Source organism: Marinobacter fuscus, from assembly GCF_003007675.1.
GTDB lineage: Bacteria > Pseudomonadota > Gammaproteobacteria > Pseudomonadales > Oleiphilaceae > Marinobacter > Marinobacter fuscus.
Genome location: NZ_PXNP01000023.1, coordinates 109,929 through 128,692, shown reverse-complemented (window position 1 = coordinate 128,692; position 18,764 = coordinate 109,929). Strand labels below are relative to the sequence as shown.

General features: G+C 58.9%; 19 protein-coding genes and 2 tRNA genes. 10 read left to right on the top strand and 11 right to left on the bottom strand.

Features of this window, described 5'->3' with window-relative positions:
• Window positions 1–73 precede the first annotated feature (73 nt).
• The 7 genes from C7H09_RS06550 to C7H09_RS06520 all read right to left on the bottom strand — a co-directional run bounded on the left by C7H09_RS06550 (window position 74) and on the right by C7H09_RS06520 (window position 5,738).
• Window positions 74–1,033, bottom strand: coding sequence for a helix-turn-helix transcriptional regulator (locus C7H09_RS06550; RefSeq protein ID WP_106761800.1), 960 nt, complete (start codon window positions 1,031–1,033; stop codon window positions 74–76).
• Window positions 1,034–1,112: 79 nt separating this feature from the next.
• Window positions 1,113–1,538, bottom strand: a complete 426-nt coding sequence (locus C7H09_RS06545; RefSeq protein WP_106761799.1) for a secondary thiamine-phosphate synthase enzyme YjbQ — start codon at window positions 1,536–1,538, stop codon at window positions 1,113–1,115.
• Between the two features lie 18 nt (window positions 1,539–1,556).
• Window positions 1,557–2,624 (bottom strand): succinylglutamate desuccinylase/aspartoacylase family protein, encoded by a 1,068-nt coding sequence (locus C7H09_RS06540; protein WP_106761798.1) that lies wholly within the window; start codon window positions 2,622–2,624, stop codon window positions 1,557–1,559.
• A 6-nt stretch (window positions 2,625–2,630) separates the two neighbouring features.
• On the bottom strand, window positions 2,631–3,536 hold the full coding sequence (gene rimK / locus C7H09_RS06535; protein WP_106761797.1) for a 30S ribosomal protein S6--L-glutamate ligase: 906 nt from the start codon (window positions 3,534–3,536) through the stop codon (window positions 2,631–2,633).
• A gap of 2 nt (window positions 3,537–3,538) precedes the next feature.
• Window positions 3,539–4,030: an ATP-dependent zinc protease family protein gene (locus C7H09_RS06530; protein ID WP_106761796.1), complete on the bottom strand. Its 492-nt coding sequence runs from the start codon at window positions 4,028–4,030 to the stop codon at window positions 3,539–3,541.
• Window positions 4,011–4,895 (bottom strand): mechanosensitive ion channel family protein, encoded by an 885-nt coding sequence (locus C7H09_RS06525; protein ID WP_106761795.1) that lies wholly within the window; start codon window positions 4,893–4,895, stop codon window positions 4,011–4,013. The genes C7H09_RS06530 and C7H09_RS06525 overlap by 20 nt, the downstream gene beginning before the upstream one ends.
• A gap of 30 nt (window positions 4,896–4,925) precedes the next feature.
• On the bottom strand, window positions 4,926–5,738 hold the full coding sequence (locus C7H09_RS06520; RefSeq protein ID WP_106761794.1) for a hypothetical protein: 813 nt from the start codon (window positions 5,736–5,738) through the stop codon (window positions 4,926–4,928).
• A gap of 152 nt (window positions 5,739–5,890) precedes the next feature.
• Between C7H09_RS06520 and phrB the strand changes: the two genes are divergently transcribed.
• Window positions 5,891–7,282, top strand: a complete 1,392-nt coding sequence (phrB, locus tag C7H09_RS06515; protein ID WP_106761793.1) for a deoxyribodipyrimidine photo-lyase — start codon at window positions 5,891–5,893, stop codon at window positions 7,280–7,282.
• A gap of 142 nt (window positions 7,283–7,424) precedes the next feature.
• Here the strand turns inward: phrB and C7H09_RS06510 are convergent, their stop codons facing one another.
• From C7H09_RS06510 to hemA, 4 genes are read right to left on the bottom strand one after another with little or no spacing between them, the layout of a single operon-like run.
• A complete protein-coding gene (locus C7H09_RS06510; RefSeq protein WP_106761951.1) occupies window positions 7,425–8,171 on the bottom strand; it encodes a HesA/MoeB/ThiF family protein in 747 nt (248 codons plus the stop codon).
• Window positions 8,172–8,188: 17 nt separating this feature from the next.
• Complete coding sequence (gene prmC, locus C7H09_RS06505; RefSeq protein ID WP_106761792.1) at window positions 8,189–9,043, bottom strand: peptide chain release factor N(5)-glutamine methyltransferase; 855 nt, start codon at window positions 9,041–9,043, stop codon at window positions 8,189–8,191.
• Complete coding sequence (gene prfA / locus C7H09_RS06500; RefSeq protein ID WP_106761791.1) at window positions 9,030–10,121, bottom strand: peptide chain release factor 1; 1,092 nt, start codon at window positions 10,119–10,121, stop codon at window positions 9,030–9,032. Before prfA ends, prmC begins: the two co-directional genes overlap by 14 nt.
• Entirely contained in the window at window positions 10,118–11,407 is a 1,290-nt protein-coding gene (gene hemA, locus C7H09_RS06495) for a glutamyl-tRNA reductase (RefSeq protein WP_106761790.1), read from the bottom strand. The genes prfA and hemA overlap by 4 nt, the downstream gene beginning before the upstream one ends.
• Before the next feature lie 233 nt (window positions 11,408–11,640).
• Between hemA and C7H09_RS06490 the strand changes: the two genes are divergently transcribed.
• From C7H09_RS06490 to C7H09_RS06450, 9 genes are all read left to right on the top strand, one after another.
• The gene (locus tag C7H09_RS06490; RefSeq protein WP_106761789.1) at window positions 11,641–13,398 is read left to right on the top strand and encodes a tetratricopeptide repeat protein; all 1,758 of its coding nucleotides are present in this window, start codon (window positions 11,641–11,643) and stop codon (window positions 13,396–13,398) included.
• Window positions 13,398–14,021 (top strand): lipoprotein insertase outer membrane protein LolB, encoded by a 624-nt coding sequence (gene lolB, locus C7H09_RS06485; RefSeq protein ID WP_106761788.1) that lies wholly within the window; start codon window positions 13,398–13,400, stop codon window positions 14,019–14,021. The genes C7H09_RS06490 and lolB overlap by 1 nt, the downstream gene beginning before the upstream one ends.
• Window positions 14,022–14,024: 3 nt before the next feature.
• On the top strand, window positions 14,025–14,888 hold the full coding sequence (gene ispE / locus C7H09_RS06480) for a 4-(cytidine 5'-diphospho)-2-C-methyl-D-erythritol kinase (RefSeq protein WP_106761787.1): 864 nt from the start codon (window positions 14,025–14,027) through the stop codon (window positions 14,886–14,888).
• Between the two features lie 22 nt (window positions 14,889–14,910).
• Window positions 14,911–14,985, top strand: a tRNA-Gln gene (locus tag C7H09_RS06475).
• 52 nt (window positions 14,986–15,037) lie between these two features.
• The gene (locus C7H09_RS06470; protein ID WP_106761786.1) at window positions 15,038–15,988 is read left to right on the top strand and encodes a ribose-phosphate diphosphokinase; all 951 of its coding nucleotides are present in this window, start codon (window positions 15,038–15,040) and stop codon (window positions 15,986–15,988) included.
• Window positions 15,989–16,151: 163 nt separating this feature from the next.
• Window positions 16,152–16,790 carry a 50S ribosomal protein L25/general stress protein Ctc gene (locus C7H09_RS06465; protein ID WP_106761785.1) on the top strand — a complete coding sequence of 213 codons (639 nt, stop codon included), beginning with the start codon at window positions 16,152–16,154 and terminating at the stop codon, window positions 16,788–16,790.
• A 33-nt stretch (window positions 16,791–16,823) separates the two neighbouring features.
• Window positions 16,824–17,408 carry an aminoacyl-tRNA hydrolase gene (gene pth / locus C7H09_RS06460; protein WP_106761784.1) on the top strand — a complete coding sequence of 195 codons (585 nt, stop codon included), beginning with the start codon at window positions 16,824–16,826 and terminating at the stop codon, window positions 17,406–17,408.
• Window positions 17,409–17,494: 86 nt separating this feature from the next.
• Complete coding sequence (gene ychF, locus C7H09_RS06455) at window positions 17,495–18,586, top strand: redox-regulated ATPase YchF (RefSeq protein ID WP_106761783.1); 1,092 nt, start codon at window positions 17,495–17,497, stop codon at window positions 18,584–18,586.
• Window positions 18,587–18,676: 90 nt separating this feature from the next.
• Window positions 18,677–18,753, top strand: a tRNA-Met gene (locus C7H09_RS06450).
• The last annotated feature ends 11 nt before the right edge of the window (window positions 18,754–18,764 follow it).

Below are 18,764 nucleotides of genomic sequence, written 5' to 3'. Positions count from 1 at the left end.
ACAATCGAAGGGCTTGTTAGAGTTGCACCTTAAACCCATCACTGCCCCACCCCATGCACCACTGTAAAAAACCTCAGTAAATCCCCGCCATCGCCCGAATCCGCCCCGCCACTTCCTCCCGCAACTCCGGCGGCCCAATCACCTCCACCTCGGCCCCATAGCGCAGCACGTCCATAACCAATTCCCGATTGTCCACATAGGGCAAATGCAGGTGGTAACCATCGTCCTGCCACTCGCCATGCTGATTGCGATGCCACTGCTCTTCGGCAACCCAGCGAGCGGCGTGGTGTGAAAAACGCAGGTGAGCGATGGCCGTCGTCTGACCGCCGAATATGCCGAATCCGGCATTGGTGAAGGCCTCCAGCTCTGTCTCTGGCAACGGCGTTGCTGGCGCATCCAGTAGTTGCGCCTTCCGAATTCTGTCCAGGGAAAACAGGCGCAGAGCGTCGGCCTCCTGGCACAGGGCGAGCAGGTACCAGTTGGAGCGATAATGCAGCAGGCGTTGGGGGTGTACGGTGCGCTCCCTGGCGTCACCTTGCCCTCGCGGCTGGTAGTGAAAGCGAAGGCACTGGCCAGCGAGCGTGGCCTGGGCTACCAGGTCAAACATCTGGTGGCTAGTGTGGCGAATCTGGATGGGTTGGATGTGGATGCGGTCGTCGATGGCCTGGGCTTCGTAGCCGGATTCGCCCAGCAGTTCCCGTATTTTGTGTTTTAACGGGGCCAGGCGGCTGGAGATCAGGCCGGGCTGCACGTTGTCCAGCAATTGGCCGCAGGCCAGAAGGGCGTATAGCTCGGCCGGGTTCATCCAGAACCCTGGCAACTCGAACACAGGCGCGTCGGGGGCATAGCGATGGCCATTGCCTTCACGGCAGTATTCCAGAGGCGCTCCTAATGAGTCCCGGAGGAATTCAAAATCACGGGTAACGGTATTTCGGCTGGCTTCCAGTTCGTCCATGAAGGTGCGCATGGGTACCGGATGGCGGGCGTTGCGAAGCAGGTCGTGAATTTTGTAGATGCGGTCGAAACGGCTCACACGTACTCCTTGTGTTACTTCAGTCCGTTCGCCCACATTAGCTACATATTCATTCGTTTACCACGGGTTACGTCAATTATTACCAACGCCCCTGCAAGGTCGCCACCACCCGCCGACTCCCTGCCCGGTTACGGTGCTCACATAGATACAGACCCTGCCAGGTGCCCAGCGCCAGCTGGCCATGGGTAATGGGCACGCTCAGCGAGGGGCCGATGATCACGTTCTTGATGTGGCTGGTGGTGTCGTCCGGGCCTTCCAGGGTGTGTTCGTAGTAGTCGGCGTGCTCCGGCACCATCACGTTGAAATGGCGTTCCAGGTCGCCGCGCACGTCCGGGTCGGCGTTCTCGTTGATGGCCAGGGAGGCGGAGGTGTGCTGGATGAACAGGTTCAGCAGGCCCACCTCGCAGTTGGTCAGGTCTGGCGCCTGGGCCAGGATTTCGTCGGTAACCAGGTGAAAGCCCCGTGGCTTGGGGGCCAGTTCAATAATGCTCTGATGCCAGATCATGGTTGCTCCACCAGTGTGTTATTTTTGCATTTCGTCCCAGGGATGTACCGGCACCACCGCGTCGTCGGCCACTTCGTTTTCGTAGGTGCTGCGGAAATAGTCCATGGCTTTCTCGGCCTCACCCAGTTCATCAAAGCGGGCCACGTGGTAGATGGCTTCACCTTCGTTCACCAGCGGCAGGTTGTTCACGCAGATCACGATGCCGGAACAGGGGGACGTAATGGCTTCTTCGGTTTCGCCGAAGGGGTCGGCCACCATGGCCAGTTTCTGGCCTTTGCGTACCCGCTGGCCAAGGTGTGCCACCGGGCGCATGATGCCGTCGATGTCTGCCCGCACCCACACCGAGTTGGCGGCGGTTTCAGAGCGTTTGCGAGGAGCCTTCGGGCCTTTTTTTGCGGGCATCATTTCCAGTTCCCGCATTACCCGCATCACCCCTTTCACGCCGCTGGCAATCACCACTTCATCGAAGCGCAGCGCTTCGCCGCCTTCAAAGGTGATCACCGGTATGTCCAGGGAATCGGCGTAGGCTCGCAAACTGCCTTCTCGCAAGCCCGCATTAATGATGATGGGGGCGCCGAATGCTTCCGCCATACGGGCGGTTTCCGGGTTCTTCAGTTCGGCCCGAATCTGCGGCAGGTTGAAGCGGTGAATGGCCCCGGTGTGCAGGTCGATGATGTGGCTTACGTTTTCCATAATCTGGGTGCGCAGCAGGTAGGCTATACGGCCGCCCAGCGAACCGCTTTCCGAGCCTGGAAAACAGCGGTTGAGGTCGCGCCGGTCGGGCAGATACCGCGTGCGCTGCACGAAACCGAAAATGTTCACGATCGGCACGGCCACCAGGGTGCCCCGCAAATGCCGCAGCGCCGAGTTTTTCAGCACCCGACGGATGATCTCCACGCCGTTGATTTCATCGCCGTGAATGGCACCGCACACCATCAGCACCGGGCCGTCACGACGGCCATGCACCACCTCCACCGGAATATGCAGCGGGGTATGGGTATAAAGTTTCGCCACCGGCACTTCCACAGTTTCACGGGTGCCGGGCTTTACCTGAACTCCGGCAATCTCGAACGGGGCTCTCGCCATACGCTGTTATCCTCGGCCCTTGGTTTTGGTTTTCCAAGGCTTGTAGTGTTTTTCTGTCCAGTTGATGATCATGCCTGCCACGTTTTTGCCGGTGGCGTTCTCGATACCTTCCAGCCCGGGCGACGAGTTCACTTCCATCACCAGCGGGCCACGGCTGGAACGCAGCAAGTCCACCCCGGCCACATTCAGCCCCATGGCCTTGGCCGCGGTAATAGCGGTTTTGCGCTCTTCCGGGGTAATCCGCACCAGGGAGGCGGTACCGCCACGGTGCAAGTTGGAGCGGAACTCGCCTTCGGCGCCCTGGCGTTTCATCGCGGCAATCACCTTGTCACCGATGACAAAACAGCGAATATCCGCGCCGCCCGCTTCCTTGATGAATTCCTGCACCAGGATGTCGGCTTTCAGGCCCATAAAGGCCTCAATCACACTCTCGGCGGCCTTGCGGGTTTCCGCCAGCACCACGCCGATGCCCTGGGTGCCCTGCAGCAGCTTGATCACCACCGGCGCACCACCCACCATTTTCAACAGTTCTGGCACGTTATCGGGTTTGTTGGCGAACCCGGTTACCGGCATGCCCACGCCTTTGCGGGCCAGCAATTGCAGGGAGCGCAGTTTGTCCCGGGAGCGGGTGATGGCCACCGATTCGTTCACCGGAAACACGCCCATCATTTCAAACTGGCGCAACACGGCGGTACCGTAGAAGGTTACCGACGCCCCGATTCGCGGAATCACCACATCAAAGTCTTCCAGCACCTCTTCGTGGTAGTGGATTTTGGGATCTGCCGAGGTGATGTTCATGGAACAGTGCAGGCAGTCGATTACCTTCACTTCATGGCCCCGGTTGATGCCTTCTTCCACTAACCGGCGGGTGGAGTACAGGTGCCGGTTTCTGGACAGTACCGCAATTTTCATAATCAGATCCTTGGTGCCGGGTCTCCGGCAAGATAAGAGGCTTCGGGGTGAACAATGGCGCGGCCCGCCATGGCGGTGCGCCCTAAAAGCATCCGGAACCGCATGGTGTCCCGGTTGGTCAGTGTCATTTCAATGGGCCAGCTTGTGCCGCCAATCAGTACCTGGGTTTCGATCACCAGTCGCAATTCCTTATGGCCGCCGGAATCGGTCACCGAGCGCTCATCCAGCACCCGGGCATCGCATTCCACCACCTGGTGCATGTCGTTCTGCACCGGATGCACCCAGAACTTCACCCGGCGTTCGCCGTTCTCGGTATACGGCTCGGTGCGGAACGTGTGCAGGCAGGAGGTTCTGGCACCGGTATCTACCTTGGCCTTGATGCGCGGTATATTCAGTTCCGGCAGCCCCACCCATTCCCGCCAACCCAGGCTAACCTTACTGATGGCTTCGTTTACGGGTTCAGTTGTTACGGCTTCATGGCTTTCTGTCGACATTCTCGGCTTCCTTTGCGTGTTGTTCCTGTTCTACCAGCTGAATCCGGAAAGGTTCGGAATGGCTGCCCGCATAAACGCTGGTGTGCGGGAAGGGTATTTCGATACCGGCGTCATCCAGCGCTTTCTTGATGGCAATCATCATGCTGCCCTTGCCTTCCAGAAACTCCTCCCGGGCCACCCAGAAGGAAAACTGCAAATCCACAGATGAAGGCCCAAACCCGGTTACCAGCACAAACGGCTTGGGTTCCTGCAAACACTGGAGATTGCTTTTCGCCAGGTTCAACAGCAGGTCTTTTACCGTTTCCACATCTTCAGCGTAGGCGATACCCACCATCAGGTCGATTCGGCGGATGGGAAAGCGGGAGCGGTTGACCACCCGGGTTTTAATCAGGGTTTCATTGGGAATACGCACATAAAGGTTGTCCGGGGTACGCAGTTTCACACTCAACAGGTCGATGGCCACCACCTCGCCCACCGTGGCATCCACCTCAATCACGTTGCCGATTTCAAAGGGCCGCTCCATCACCAGAAACAACCCACTGATGATGTTGGAAGCCGAGGTTTGCGAAGCAAACCCGATGGCCACCGACAAAATACCGGCCGCACCCAGCACCACCTCCAGGGAAAAACCCGCTTCCCGCAAACCGGCAATGGCAAACAACACAAACACCAGGTAAAACACCAGGCGCCGAATCATCACCTGATGGTGGCGGGTGGTGCGGCTTTCCACCAGGCGCCCGACACTGCGGGCCAGCATGGTGGCCAGGAAGGCGCCGAGTATCAGCAAAAAGCCGGCAGATAGCCACTGGCCCCAGGCGATATCCTGAAAGATATGAGCAACGGTGTTTTTAATGGTTTCCAACAAAACGGCAGCCTCTTTGCTGATTTGCTCTGATTATCCGAACATCCGGTCGAAGGCGCGCACCAGTCGCCGCCCCTTGGCCAGTTTCTCCCGGGCGGGTGCAATAAACTGGCAGTCTCCGGCATAGCCAGGCACGGCATGGTCTATGCGCAAGCTGGCCGAGTTCATATCGGTTTCACACTCCACCGTTACCCCCGGCGTCCAGAGCTGACCCTTGTCATTGCGGTGCAGCGACAATAACGGAGTGGGCAGGCTGAACCGCTCCAATAACAACGGCTGCTCCCGCCGGTTGATAATGCTCACCGGTGTAACCGCCCGCCAGGGCCGCTTGGGAATGGCTTCCAATGCCAGTCGGCCAAAGGTGGAGGAGGCATAACACAACTCACCTTCCATGGTGTTCCGGCCCAGCCAGGTCATCGACGGAATCGCTAAAGCAATGGACGCCAGTTCGGTTTCCGCCGTCCCAACCGCCACTTTCATCCACAAAGACGTGCCAACGTACAGCAGGCAGCGGCCACCGGCCGGGATGGTCAGGGGCTGGTAGGGGCGAATCACGGTGGGCCGGTCGGCCATGGCGGGGTAAAAGCGCACCACACCGTTGTCGCTCATCCGCACAAAACGCTGCACCGGAATATCGGTGGATGGCAGGGTATGGCCCAGTTGCTGTTGCCATTGCAGCGGATCGGCCCCGGTATCCAGCTTCTGTTCCCGAATCTGCCATTCCTGATCCAGCAGGGTAATCCACACCCGGGCATGGCCGAGCTGATGCTGCTGGGTCTGGCCGGATTCCAGTTGATAGGGATGTGCCCAGGCACCCTCAAAGGGGCTGGTGAGTTGTTCTGTCATGCCGTTGAATACACTCCGCAAACGGGCGCCCCGCACAAGGCGATCAGGCTCAACTATAATCCAATCCGGGGGCTGCAGCGAATATACAAGCCTATGATTTTTCGAACGGTATTTACCCCTATTTCCACCGGGCCTACAACACGGAAGATGCAATGACTCAACTAGTGTGGTTTCGAAACGACTTGCGCCTGGCCGACAACCCGGCCCTGACCGCGGCCTGCAAAACCGGCGACCCGGTGCGGGCCTGTTTTGTGGTCACCCCCGGGCAATGGCAGGAACACGACTGGTCGGCCGCCCGGGTGAAATTTGTGCTGGAACACGCCAACGCCCTGGCCAATGCCCTGGCCAAACTCGGCATATCCTTAACATTTTTGCAGGCCGAGCGGTTTTCCGACGGCAACCGGGCGCTACTGACGCTTTGTAAAGAGCAGGGTATTCAGGGCGTGCACTTCAATGAAGAGTACGGCATCAACGAACGGCGACGGGATAAAGAGCTGCACGAACAACTCAAAGCCGCGGAGGTGAAGGCCTGTAAGTATCGAGACCAGACGGTGGCCCCGGTGGGCAGTGTGCTGACCCAGCAGAATGAACCCTATTCGGTATTCACTCCTTTCTCCCGTCGCTGGCGCAGCTGGATTGATGAAGCCCAACCCACCTTGCACCCGGCTCCGTCCGCCATTGGCCAGCCAGTGAAAGCAGAGCAGACCGACACCCTGCCCGCCCCTTTCAGTAATGCCCCCGAGGCACTGGTGGCCACCGGCGAAGACGCCGCCCACGATCAGTTGGAGCAGTTTCTTGCCGAGCGCGCGGCCAGCTACAAAGAGCAGCGGGATTTCCCGGCGGTGGATGGCACCAGCCAGCTGTCACCTTACCTGGCCAACGGCGTGCTTTCCGGCCGTCAATGCCTGATCGCCGCCCGGGAGTCCGGAGCCTCCGGCGAAGGCGTTGAAACCTGGATTAACGAAATTGCCTGGCGGGATTTTTACATCCACATTCTTTACCACTACCCGCGGGTGAGCATGAACCGGGCGTTCAAACCAGAAACCGAAGCCTTGCAGTGGAACTCCCCCGGAGACGCCTTCGAGGCCTGGAAGGAAGGCCGTACCGGCATTCCCATTGTCGATGCTGCCATGCGCCAGTTAAAAGCCACCGGCTGGATGCACAACCGGCTGCGAATGATCACCGCCATGTTCCTCACCAAGAATCTGTTTATCGACTGGCGCCTGGGTGAAGCCTGGTTCATGCAGAATCTGGTGGATGGCTTTCTGGCCTCCAACAACGGCGGTTGGCAATGGAGCGCCAGCACCGGTACCGATGCCGCACCCTATTTCCGGGTGTTCAATCCGGTGACTCAGAGTGAGCGGTTTGATGCCAAGGGCGAGTTCATTCGCCAGTGGGTACCGGAGTTGGCCAAGCTGGATGCCAAGCGCATTCACGATCCGGGAAAAGGGGGGGTGATTCCTAAAGGTTACCCGAGGCCTATTGTTGATCTGAAGGAAAGCCGGAAGGAGGCGATTGCGCGGTTTCAGGCTTTGAAGGACTGACTGCAACGATGACGGGCCGGGTTGGGCAGAGCTTTCCAAAACCCTGTGGAGCCATGGATGGCGGAACGGAGCCTACAGGGATGTATTCACGGCGTGTTTTGGAAAGCTCTGCCCAACCCGGCCCCACTCCAGCGCTTAGAGCTCAGCCCGCACACACCGGGCAATCCGGATCGCGCGCCAGGCGCATTTCCCGCCATTCCATCTGCCAGGCATCCAGTATCAACAGGCGCCCCACCAGCGGGCGGCCAATGCCGGTGATCACCTTGATCGCTTCCATGGCCTGGGTGGCGCCAATCATGCCCACCAGAGGGGCAATCACACCCGCCTCGGAGCAGGTCAGGTCTTCGTTACCCTGTTCCGGATAGAGGCAGTGGTAACACGGGCTTTCCGGCTGGCGAGAGTCGTATACGGTTACCTGGCCCTCGCCCCGGATGGCCGCGCCGGAGACCAGCGGGACGCCATTGGCCACGCAGGCGCGGTTGAGGGCAAAGCGGGTGCTGAAGTTGTCGGTGCAATCCAGCACCAGCGTGGCCTCTGCCACCAGGCGGTTCATAGCATCGCCTTCAAGCCGGGTCTGCGCCGGGTTTACGGTGATTTCCGGGTTGATGGCCCGCACCCGTTCCGCCAGCCGCTGGGCTTTGGAATCACCAATCCAGCTTTGGGCAAAGCCGATCTGGCGCTGCAGGTTGGCCAGTTCGATATCGTCGTCGTCCACCAGGGTAAGCTGGCCCACCCCCGCGGCGCCCAGATACAGGGCCACCGGGCAACCGAGCCCGCCTGCGCCCAGAACCAGCACCCGGGCGGATTTGAGTGATTGCTGGCCTGCGATGTCGAAGCGGGGCATCAGTATTTGTCGGCTGTATCGAAGCAGCTCGTCATCACTGAGCATATCGATCTCCCTCATTATTATTGGTTGCGCGGGTTCTGCGCCAGGGTCATGCGATCGTTGCCGCCATAGTCCTGGCGGGTCTGTATGGTGCGCCATCCGGCCTGCTGGAACAAATGCCGAACCGCTGCCCCCTGATCATGGCCGTGTTCCAGCAGCATCCAGCCATTCGGGGTCAGCCAATCCGGGCCCTGGCGGATCAACAGCCGGATATCGTCCAGACCATCGGCCCCGGACACCAGCGCCGAGGCAGGCTCAAACCGCACATCACCCTCATTCAAATGACGATCGTCCTGGCGGATGTATGGCGGGTTGGAGATCAACAGATCAAATCGGGTGGCGGGCAGCCCATCGAACCAGTGGCTGTGGACAACCGCTATCGGCAAGCCAAGCTGATCGCTGTTGCGCCGGGCCAGTTCCACGGCCTCGGCAACGCGGTCGCTGGCCATGATCTGCCACTGGGGCTTTTCGCTGGCCAGGGCCAGGGCAATCGCGCCGGTGCCGGTGCCCAGGTCCAACACTCGGGCGTTGGCGGGAAGCTCAAGCTCAAGCGCGGTTTCAACCAGGCATTCGGTATCCGGGCGGGGAATCAGGGTCGAGGGGCTGACCAGCAACGGCAGCGACCAGAACTCCTGCTGCCCCAGCAGATAAGCCACCGGCTTTCCAAGAATGCGTTCTGCCACCAGTTGCTGAAAAGCCCGGGCCTGTTCGGCCGGGATCTCCCGCTCCGGCCAGGCGCGAAAGCCGGTTCGGGTCAGGCCGGTGACTTTGCACAACAACAATTCGGCATCAAGCCGTGGGGTATCGCTGGCAATCTGCTTTGAGGCATCAACCAGCAGACTTTCGCAGGTCAGCGGGTGCTCACTGCTGTTCATTAGACAATTCGGCCAGCAGTTCGGCCTGATGCTCTTGTTGCAGGGGCACCACCACGGCGTCGAGATCGCCGGCAATGACTTCGTCGAGCTTGTAGAGGGTCAGGTTAATGCGGTGGTCGGTTACCCGGCCCTGGGGGAAGTTGTAGGTGCGAATGCGCTCGGAGCGATCGCCACTGCCCACCAGGCTTTTGCGGGTTTCGGCCATGGATTTCTGCTGCTTCTCGGTTTCCATATTCTGCAGGCGCGAGGCCAGCAGGCTCATGGCCTTGGCGCGGTTTTTGTGCTGAGAACGCTCTTCCTGGCACTCCACCACCATGCCGGTGGGCAGGTGGGTGATGCGAATGGCCGAGTCGGTCTTGTTTACGTGCTGACCACCGGCACCCGAGGAGCGGAAGGTGTCTACCCGCAGGTCGGCCTTGTTGATTTCGATCGCTTCGGCTTCATCGGCTTCCGGCATCACCGCCACGGTGCAGGCGGAAGTGTGAATCCGGCCCTGGGATTCGGTTTCGGGAACCCGCTGTACCCGATGGGCACCGGATTCGAACTTCAACGTACCGTAAACGCCATCACCAGACACCCGGGCAATGATTTCTTTATAGCCGCCGTGCTCACCTTCGTTTTCGCTCAGGGCTTCCACCTGCCAACGGCGCTTCTCGGCGTAGCGGGAATACATCCGGAACAGATCACCGGCAAAAATCGCCGCCTCGTCACCGCCGGTACCGGCGCGGATTTCCAAAAACACGTTTTTGGTGTCGTTCGGGTCTTTCGGCAGCATCAGACGCTGCAGTTCGTCATCCAGAGTTTCGCTGCGATTGCGGGCGTCGGCCAGCTCTTCTTCGGCCATTTCACGCATGTCGGCATCGCCGTCTTTCGCCAGTTCTTGTGCGGTTTCAATATCATCCAGAGACTGCCGCCAAGCCTGAAAGCACTTTACCACCGGTTCAATCTCGGCAAACTCCCGGGACAGATCCCGGAATTTGTCCTGATTGGCGATAACCGAGGCATCACTCAGCAAGGCGTTCACTTCCTCGAAGCGTTCAACCAGTTGCTCGAGGCGGAACTGAATGGATGATTTCATAGTTTTTCCGTGGTGGTGGGCTCGTCTGCTTCCAGCGCATCCAGCTGGTAGAGTTCTCGCAGGCATTCGGTCACTTCAGCCCGGCCTTCCGCGGTGGCCTTGCGCACCTGAATGGAGGGTTGATGCAGTAATTTATTGGTCAGGCCCCGCGCCATGGAACGCAGTACGGTTTCCGGGTCGGCACCGTTGCGCAGGGCGCGCAGCGCTTTGTCGGTTTCAGCATCCCGAAGCACTTCCGCCCGCTGCCGGAACAGTTTGAGGGTAGACACCGCATCCAGCGCCCGTAACTGCTCCAGGAAGTCCTGTACACCGCTGGCAATCAGGTGCTCTGCCTCCCGGGCTGCCCCCTCACGGGAGCGCACGTTTTCTTCAATCACCTGGCGCAGGTCGTCCACGGTATAAAGGTACACGTCTGCCAGGGAAGCCACTTCCGGCTCGATATCCCGAGGTACCGCGATATCCACCATAAAATAAGGCCGGTGCTTGCGCTTCTTCAGTGCCCGCTCGACCGCGCCTTTACCCAGAATCGGTAACGGACTGGCCGTTGAGGAAATTACGATATCCACATCGGACAAATGATCGGGAATCTCAGACAGCAGTATGCCCTTGCCGTTATGGGCTTCCGCCAGAGTCTGGGCGCGCTCCAGGGTGCGGTTTGCCACCAGGAAATTGCGCACACCGGCTTCGTGCAGGTGGCGGGCCACCAGCTCAATGGTTTTCCCGGCACCGATCAGCAGGGCCTTGTTGCGGGACATGTCCGCAAAGATGTGCTGGGCCATGCTTACTGACGCGTAGGCCACAGATACCGGGTTTTCGCCAATGGCCGTCTGGGTACGCACCCGCTTGGCCACCGAGAAGGTGTGCTCAAACAGGCGGGAAAGGAAAGATCCGGTGGCGTTGTACTTGCGGGCCAAGGCGTAGGCGTCTTTCAGCTGGCCGAGAATCTGGGGCTCGCCCAGCACCATGGAATCCAGCCCGGCCGACACCCGCATCATGTGCCGGACAGCATCGGAATCCCGATGCACGTACAGCACGTTTTCCAGGTCGGCCACGTCCAGCTCGTGAAAACCGGCCAGCCAGCGCAACACCGCAGGCGCACAGTCGTCGTCACCGGCCAGATACAGCTCGGTGCGGTTACAGGTAGACAGGATCGCGGCTTCGCTGGCACCAGAGGCGGCACGAAGTTCCGAGAAGGCCTCGGCCATACGCTCCGGCGTGAACGCCACCCGCTCGCGGATTTCCACGGGAGCGGTGCGATGGTTAATTCCCAGCGTTAAGAAAGCCATTTCGAGTACAGAAAACCCTGCCCAGATTATGGATAATCGCTGCCATTCTACCGAGGCAGCCGCTTGCCTGCCACCCGAAACCACTCTGTTTTCGGCAAGTGCGGACAGGTTGGGCAAGCTCAAATGCTTGTGCCATTATAGGGCCTTGGCCGTGGCCGAAACCCGACTTGCCTCAATTAGCCGGCAGAAAACGGCGGCCACTGACCTATCGACGATCGCACACAGGAAGTTGCATGCAAACATCTGCGCCGTATCTGGCCGCCTGCCTGCTAAGTTTTTCCCTTTTGCCGGGCTGCGCCGTCTTCTCTGAATCTTCCGATACGTCGGCCCAGCCGACAGAATCTGAAATCACCAGTCAGCCTGCCAGGCAAACAACCACGCCCGTGCAGTATGCGGATTTTGAGCCGGAAGTCCTGTATCAATTACTGGCGGCCGAGGTGGCAGGCCAACGCGGCCGCTACGATGTCACTCTGGTTAACTACGTAAAAGCCGCTAAAACCTCGAAAGACCCGGGGGTCATTGAGCGTGCCATGCGCATCGCCCAGTCGCTCAATGCCGACAACGCCCAGACACAACTGGCTGAGCTCTGGCTGGAAACCGACCCCGATAACGTTCTGGCCCATCGTGTTTCCGCCATTCAGGCGGTGAAGCGCCAGGAACTGGAAACCGCCCTGCACCATATGGAACAGATCATGGCCCAGGGTAAGGATGCGGATTTCGATAGCCTGGCGGCGATGGCCTCGCAACTGCCAGCCGAGCGCCAGGAAGAACTGCTGGCACTGTATGATCGGCTGGCGGACAAACACCCGGATAATGAAGAGCTTCAATACAGCATTGCCCTGCTGCTGAAAATCACCGGCAAACCGGAGCAGGGCCTGGCCCGTATCGATGGTTTGCTGACCCAAGCCCCGAATTTTCAGCCAGCCATTGTGCTGAAGGGCGACCTGCTGTACCAGACCGGTGAAAAAGAAGAAGCTCTGGACTACCTCACCACCAACACCCGGCGCTTTCCGGTTAACCGGCAGATGGGCACTCTTTATGGCCGAATGCTGATCAGCGAAGGCCAGCTGCAAGCCGCTCAGGATGAGTTTGCACGTTTGGTGAAACGTTATCCCGGCACGCCCGGGCTGCGCTTGTCTTATGCACTGGTGGCGCTGGAAAACGGCCAGGAAGATCTTGCAAGAACTGAGCTGGGCAACCTGATTGAAAAGGGAGACCACCAGGACGAAGCCAATTTCTATCTTGGCCAGATCGAGCAACAGGAAGGCAACACCCGCCAGGCCATCAGCTACTACCAGGGCGTTGAGCGAGGCAACTTTTTCCTGCCCGCCCTGGCCCGTGCCAGCGAACTTCAGGCCCAACAGGGCGAGCTCGAAGAGGCCATCAAGCGCATTCAGCGGCTTCGGGGCCAGGCTCCGGCTTTCGCAGAAAACCTCTGGCTGGTGGAGGTCAATTTGCTGATTGACCAGGACGAACAAGAACATGCCCTGAGCGCAGCCAGTGCGGCACTGGAACAGCACCCCGACAACATTGAACTGCGCTACGCACGCGCCATGCTCTTCGACGCCACGGGCGAAACGGAGCAGGCAGAACAGGATTTGCGCAGCATCATTGAAGCCCAGCCCGAAAACGCCGTGGCATTAAATGCCCTGGGCTACATTTTGTCGATCAGAACTGAGCGTCTGGATGAAGCCCGCAGCTTTATTGAGCAGGCTCTTCGCATAGACCCGGACAACCCGGCCATCCTCGACAGCATGGGCTGGGTGTTATTTCTGCAGGGCAACACCGAAGACGCGCTAACCTATCTGGCCAAGGCCTGGGGCGCCTACCCGGACCCCGAGGTGGCCGCCCACTACGGCGAAGCTCTGTGGACGATCGGCGAGCAGGAGCAGGCCCGCATCGTATGGGAAAAAGCGCTGGAGGAAGACCCGGAGCACGAGATCCTGCGCGAGACAATTGAGCGGCTGACTGGCCCGGGAGCAAACCGGTAATGCGTTTTCTGGCAATAGCCACACTGGCACTAACCCTGCTAAGTGGCTGCACCTCTATACAGTTGGCCCCGCTTCCCGAAGGCATGACCGATCAGCCACCGGCAGACTGGGTCAGGCGCAGCCAGGCCCTGACCAGCTTCGACCACTGGCTGCTCCAGGGCAAGCTGGCGGTAAAGCAGCCTTCCGACAGCGGGACGGCGGTGATCAACCGCTGGCAACAGCAGCAGGAACACTACGACCTTTCGCTGTCATCTTCGTTTCTCGGCCTTGGAACAACCCGCCTGCAAGGCGTACCCGGGTTCATAGAACTGACACTGGCCAACGGCGACAGCTACCGCTCATCGGAGCCGGAGCAACTGGTAAAAGCGGCGACAGGCTGGAGCCTTCCCGTAGACAACCTGGCCTGGTGGATTCGGGGCCTGCCGGCACCGGACGGCAATTTCCGCTTATTGTTCGACCAGAACCGGCAGTTGGCCATTCTTGAACAGAATGGCTGGGAGATCCGTTACGACCGGTGGCAGACCTTTGTTGACGAGCTCCCGGCCCTCCCCGCCCGAATCACCGCCCTGAAAGAAAACAAACGGGTGCGGGTAGTAATCACCGAATGGCAACGGGAGAATTAACCGGTGCTCACCCCGTTAACCCTGCCCTCCCCGGCCAAACTCAACCTGTTTTTACACATTGTTGGCCAGCGCCCTGACGGCTATCACGAGCTGCAGACCCTGTTCCAGTTTCTGGACTACGGCGACGAACTCACCTTTACCCTGACACCGGGTGATCCTGGCATCCGGCTTGAGGCCCCCATACCCGGCGTAGCCGACGAAGACAATCTGATCATCCGCGCTGCCAGGCTGATCGCAAAAGCCGCCGACGGCCCTTTGCCCGGCGTGGTTATCCGCATCGACAAACGCCTGCCCATGGGCGGAGGCCTTGGTGGTGGCAGCTCCAACGCAGCCACCACCCTGCTGGCGATGAATTATCTGTGGCAACTGAACCTGAGCGAAGACACCCTGGCTGAAATGGGCCTGAACCTGGGCGCAGACGTTCCGGTGTTCGTGCGCGGCAGAGCCGCTTTTGGCGAGGGCGTGGGCGAGCAACTCACCCCCGCAAACCCGCCGGAAGACTGGTTTCTTGTGCTGAAACCCGAGTGCAACATCAACACCGGAAAGATTTTTTCAGAAAAAGGGTTGACAAGAGACACGCCAAAAATGACAATACGCCCCGCTTTTGAGGGAGACGCCTCGAGGTACCGAAACGACTGTGAGGATGTAGTTCGCAAACTGTATCCTGAGGTAAACCAGAGCCTGGACTGGCTTTCACAATTCGGACCTGCAAGATTAACCGGAACCGGGGCTTGCATTTTTGGACGTTTCCCGACAGAATCCGCAACCCGGATTATCTGGGAAAGCAAACCCTCCGGCATCACGGGGTTCGTAGCTAAAGGGGTGAACATTTCACCTCTACACCAAAAGCTAGCAGAGCTGACATGATGCCAAAAAAGCACGATGTTATTGGGGTGTCGCCAAGTGGTAAGGCAACGGGTTTTGATCCCGTCATGCGCAGGTTCGAATCCTGCCACCCCAGCCACCTTTCTCCCGCTTCTTCTGACTCAACCGCCGATACTGAGAAGGATACTGTCGTGTCCAAATTAATGATTTTCGCTGGCAACGCCAATCCCGAACTCGCACGCGATATCGCCAGAAAACTCCATATTCCCATGGGCCAGGCAACCGTTGGCCGTTTCAGCGATGGCGAGACCACCGTTGAGATCAATGAAAATGTACGTGGCCACGACGTTTTCATTATCCAGCCAACCTGCTACCCCACCAACGACAACCTGATGGAACTGATCGTGATGGCCGACGCACTGCGTCGCGCATCCGCCACACGCATCACCGCCGTGATCCCTTATTACGGGTACGCCCGCCAGGATCGCCGCGTTCGCTCCACCCGTGTTGCCATCAGCGCCAAAGTCGTTGCCGACATGATCTCCAGCATCGGCGTTGACCGGGTTCTGACCGTTGATCTGCACGCAGACCAGATTCAGGGCTTCTTCGACACTCCCGTGGACAACATTTACGCCACACCGGTACTGCTGGAAGACATCGAAAAGCAGCGTTTCGAAAACTTTGTTGTGGTGTCCCCAGACGTTGGCGGCGTGGTTCGCGCCCGCGCCGTCGCCAAGCGGTTGGACGATGCCGATCTGGCCATCATCGACAAGCGTCGCCCGAAGGCCAACGTTTCCCAGGTCATGCACATCATTGGTGATGTGCAAGACAAAACCTGCATCCTGGTTGACGATATCGTTGATACTGCAGGCACCCTGTGTAAAGCCGCTAATGCTCTGAAAGAGCGTGGCGCTTCCCGGGTTGTGGCCTACATCACCCACCCGGTGCTGTCTGGCCCGGCCATTGAGAACATCAACAACTCCGAGCTGGACGAGCTAGTGGTCTGCGACACCATTCCGCTGGGTGACAAAGCCAAAAATTGTGATAGAATCCGCCCCCTCAGCATGGCTGGACTGCTTGCCGAATCGATTCGTCGGGTAAGCAACGAAGAGTCCATCAGTGCCATGTTCGAGAATGTCTGACACAGCCAACGCGCTGATGTAACAGACTTTCAGGCAGTTTCCGAGTCGGGAGTCCAACAGGGCTCCCGACTCTTTTCGTCGACCGGAAATCCGGTCTTTATGAAAACTCATCTGTTTCGATGCCTGGTCGCGGGCCACTCAGATGACAACCGAGGTAATAACCATGTCTCAGGATTTTGTAATTGAAGCATTTCCTCGTGACGATCAGGGGAAAGGTGCGAGCCGCCGCCTGCGTCGCGAAGAGAAGAAAATTCCGGCCATCATCTATGGCGGTAACAAGGAAGCCATGCCGATTGCGATCTGGCATAACGAGCTGAAAAAGGCCATCGAAAACGAAGCCTTCTTCTCCCATGTTCTGACCATCGACATTCAGGGCCAGAAAGAAAGCGTGATCCTGAAGGATCTGCAGCGTCACCCGTACAAGCTGCTGCTGAGCCACGCCGACTTCCAGCGCGTTGACAAAGACCACGAAATCTTTGTTCAGGTACCGGTTCATCTGGTGAACGAAGACACCGCTCCGGCCATCAAGACCTTCGGTGGCGTTGCTTTCCGTCTGATGACAGAGGTTGAAGTTGCGTGTCTGCCGCAGAACCTGCCGTCGTTCATCGAAGTCGACCTGACGGACGTGGAGATGGATCAGGTGGTTCACCTGAGCGACCTGAAACTGCCGGAAGGTGTTCGTATTCCGGCGCTGCAGCAGGGCGAAGACCACAACCTGCCGGTTGTGTCTATCCATAAGCCGAAGGGCGCCAAGGCAGACGATGCCGAAGACGCTGAAGGCGAGGAAGGCGGCGAGGAGTAATTGCTCCCGCAGCACTGACGAAGGATACCGGTAATGGCACAGGATATTGTCATGATCGTCGGCCTGGGTAACCCGGGCGCCGACTACGAGAATACCCGCCACAACGCCGGTGCCCTGTTCGTCGAAGCGCTGGCCCGCGATGCGGGCCAGACGCTACGCCCCGAAAAGAAATACCACGGGCTTTACGCCCGCGTTCAGTGGCAGGGCCTGGACCTGCATCTTCTGAACCCCACCACGTTCATGAATCGCAGCGGCACCGCCATTCGAGCGCTCGCCGACTTTTTCAAGATTTCCCCTGAACAGATTCTGGTGGCTCACGACGAACTCGACCTGCCCCCGGGCACCGCCAAACTTAAAAAAGGCGGCGGTCACGGTGGCCACAACGGGCTTCGCGACACCATCGCCCACCTGGGCACCAACAACTTCCAGCGCCTGCGCCTTGGCATTGGCCACCCCGGCGACAGCCGCAAAGTAACCGGCTATGTGCTTGGCCGGTTGGGCAAGCAGGAAAGCGAACAGCTCAACGCCATTTTTGATGACGTCATGCGGGTTTTACCGGATGCCAGCAATGGCAATCTGGCGGCTGCCATGAATCGCTTGCACAGCGTAAAACCCTGAGCTGATCAAAGCACAAGCCCCTATTCGCACCGGTATCGATACACCGGTATAATCCAGCCAAATTTTTGTACCAGCAGAGGCAATCCATGGGTTTTAACTGCGGCATCGTCGGCCTTCCCAACGTCGGCAAATCTACTCTGTTCAACGCACTGACCAAAGCAGGCATTGGCGCGGAGAACTTTCCGTTCTGTACCATCGAGCCCAACGCAGGCGTGGTGCCCATGCCGGATCCTCGCCTGAACAAGCTGGCCGAGATCGTCAAACCCGAGCGGGTACTGCCCACCACCATGGAATTCGTCGACATTGCCGGGCTGGTGGCCGGGGCATCCAAGGGCGAAGGCCTGGGTAACCAGTTTCTGGCCAACATCCGCCAGACCGACGCCATCGCCCACGTAGTGCGCTGTTTTGAAGACGGCAACGTCATTCACGTGGCCAACAAGGTCGACCCGGTGGCCGACATTGAAGTGATCAACACCGAGCTGGCCCTGGCCGACCTGGACACCGTCGAGAAGGCCATCAAACGGGTACAGCGCGTCGCCAAGAGTGGCGACAAGGAAGCCAAGGCCCAGCTGGAGATGTTCGAAAAACTGCTGCCGGTGCTGAATGAAGGTAAACCGGTTCGCAGCATGAACCTGGACAAAGACCAGATGGCCCTGGTGCGCGAGCTTTGCCTACTCACCGTCAAGCCCACCATGTACATCGCCAACGTGAACGAAGACGGCTTCGAGAACAACCCGCACCTGGACAAGGTTCGGGAAATCGCCGAAGCGGAAAACGCCGTGGTTGTGCCCATCTGCAACAAGCTGGAAGCCGAAATTTCCGAGCTGGAAGACGAAGAAAAGGCCATGTTCCTGGATGAAATGGGCATGGAAGAACCTGGCCTGGACCGGGTAATTCGCGCCGGTTACAGCCTGCTGGGCCTGCAAACCTACTTTACCGCTGGCGTAAAAGAAGTGCGCGCCTGGACCGTTAAAATCGGCGCCACCGCGCCCCAGGCAGCGGGTGTGATCCACACCGACTTCGAACGGGGCTTTATCCGCGCCGAAGTCATCAGCTACGACGACTACGTGCAGTACAGCGGTGAAGCGGGCGCCAAGGATGCCGGAAAGTGGCGCCTGGAAGGCAAAGACTACATCGTCAAAGACGGTGACGTAATCCATTTCCGGTTCAACGTGTAGTATCGGAAAAATTTGCGTGGAAGGCCTTGACAGGCCCCACCAAAATACCGAGAATACGCGCCTCGTTTGGGGCGAAGCCCACAACGAAATGGCAAGGTAGCTCAGTTGGTTAGAGCACAGCACTCATAATGCTGGGGTCGGCGGTTCGACTCCGCCCCTTGCTACCAGATTTCAAAGG

Excerpts from the sequence above, each read along its gene's own strand:
- prmC (WP_106761792.1), bottom strand. The coding sequence starts at position 9,043 with ATGAACAGCAGTGAGCACCCGCTGACCTGCGAAAGTCTGCTGGTTGAT.
- lolB (WP_106761788.1), top strand. The coding sequence starts at position 13,398 with ATGCGTTTTCTGGCAATAGCCACACTGGCACTAACCCTGCTAAGTGGC.
- prfA (WP_106761791.1), bottom strand. The coding sequence starts at position 10,121 with ATGAAATCATCCATTCAGTTCCGCCTCGAGCAACTGGTTGAACGCTTC.
- hemA (WP_106761790.1), bottom strand. The coding sequence starts at position 11,407 with ATGGCTTTCTTAACGCTGGGAATTAACCATCGCACCGCTCCCGTGGAA.
- rimK (WP_106761797.1), bottom strand. The coding sequence starts at position 3,536 with ATGAAAATTGCGGTACTGTCCAGAAACCGGCACCTGTACTCCACCCGC.
- C7H09_RS06490 (WP_106761789.1), top strand. The coding sequence starts at position 11,641 with ATGCAAACATCTGCGCCGTATCTGGCCGCCTGCCTGCTAAGTTTTTCC.
- C7H09_RS06510 (WP_106761951.1), bottom strand. The coding sequence starts at position 8,171 with ATGCTCAGTGATGACGAGCTGCTTCGATACAGCCGACAAATACTGATG.
- ychF (WP_106761783.1), top strand. The coding sequence starts at position 17,495 with ATGGGTTTTAACTGCGGCATCGTCGGCCTTCCCAACGTCGGCAAATCT.
- C7H09_RS06545 (WP_106761799.1), bottom strand. The coding sequence starts at position 1,538 with ATGATCTGGCATCAGAGCATTATTGAACTGGCCCCCAAGCCACGGGGC.
- pth (WP_106761784.1), top strand. The coding sequence starts at position 16,824 with ATGGCACAGGATATTGTCATGATCGTCGGCCTGGGTAACCCGGGCGCC.
- C7H09_RS06530 (WP_106761796.1), bottom strand. The coding sequence starts at position 4,030 with ATGTCGACAGAAAGCCATGAAGCCGTAACAACTGAACCCGTAAACGAA.
- phrB (WP_106761793.1), top strand. The coding sequence starts at position 5,891 with ATGACTCAACTAGTGTGGTTTCGAAACGACTTGCGCCTGGCCGACAAC.
- C7H09_RS06465 (WP_106761785.1), top strand. The coding sequence starts at position 16,152 with ATGTCTCAGGATTTTGTAATTGAAGCATTTCCTCGTGACGATCAGGGG.
- C7H09_RS06540 (WP_106761798.1), bottom strand. The coding sequence starts at position 2,624 with ATGGCGAGAGCCCCGTTCGAGATTGCCGGAGTTCAGGTAAAGCCCGGC.
- C7H09_RS06520 (WP_106761794.1), bottom strand. The coding sequence starts at position 5,738 with ATGACAGAACAACTCACCAGCCCCTTTGAGGGTGCCTGGGCACATCCC.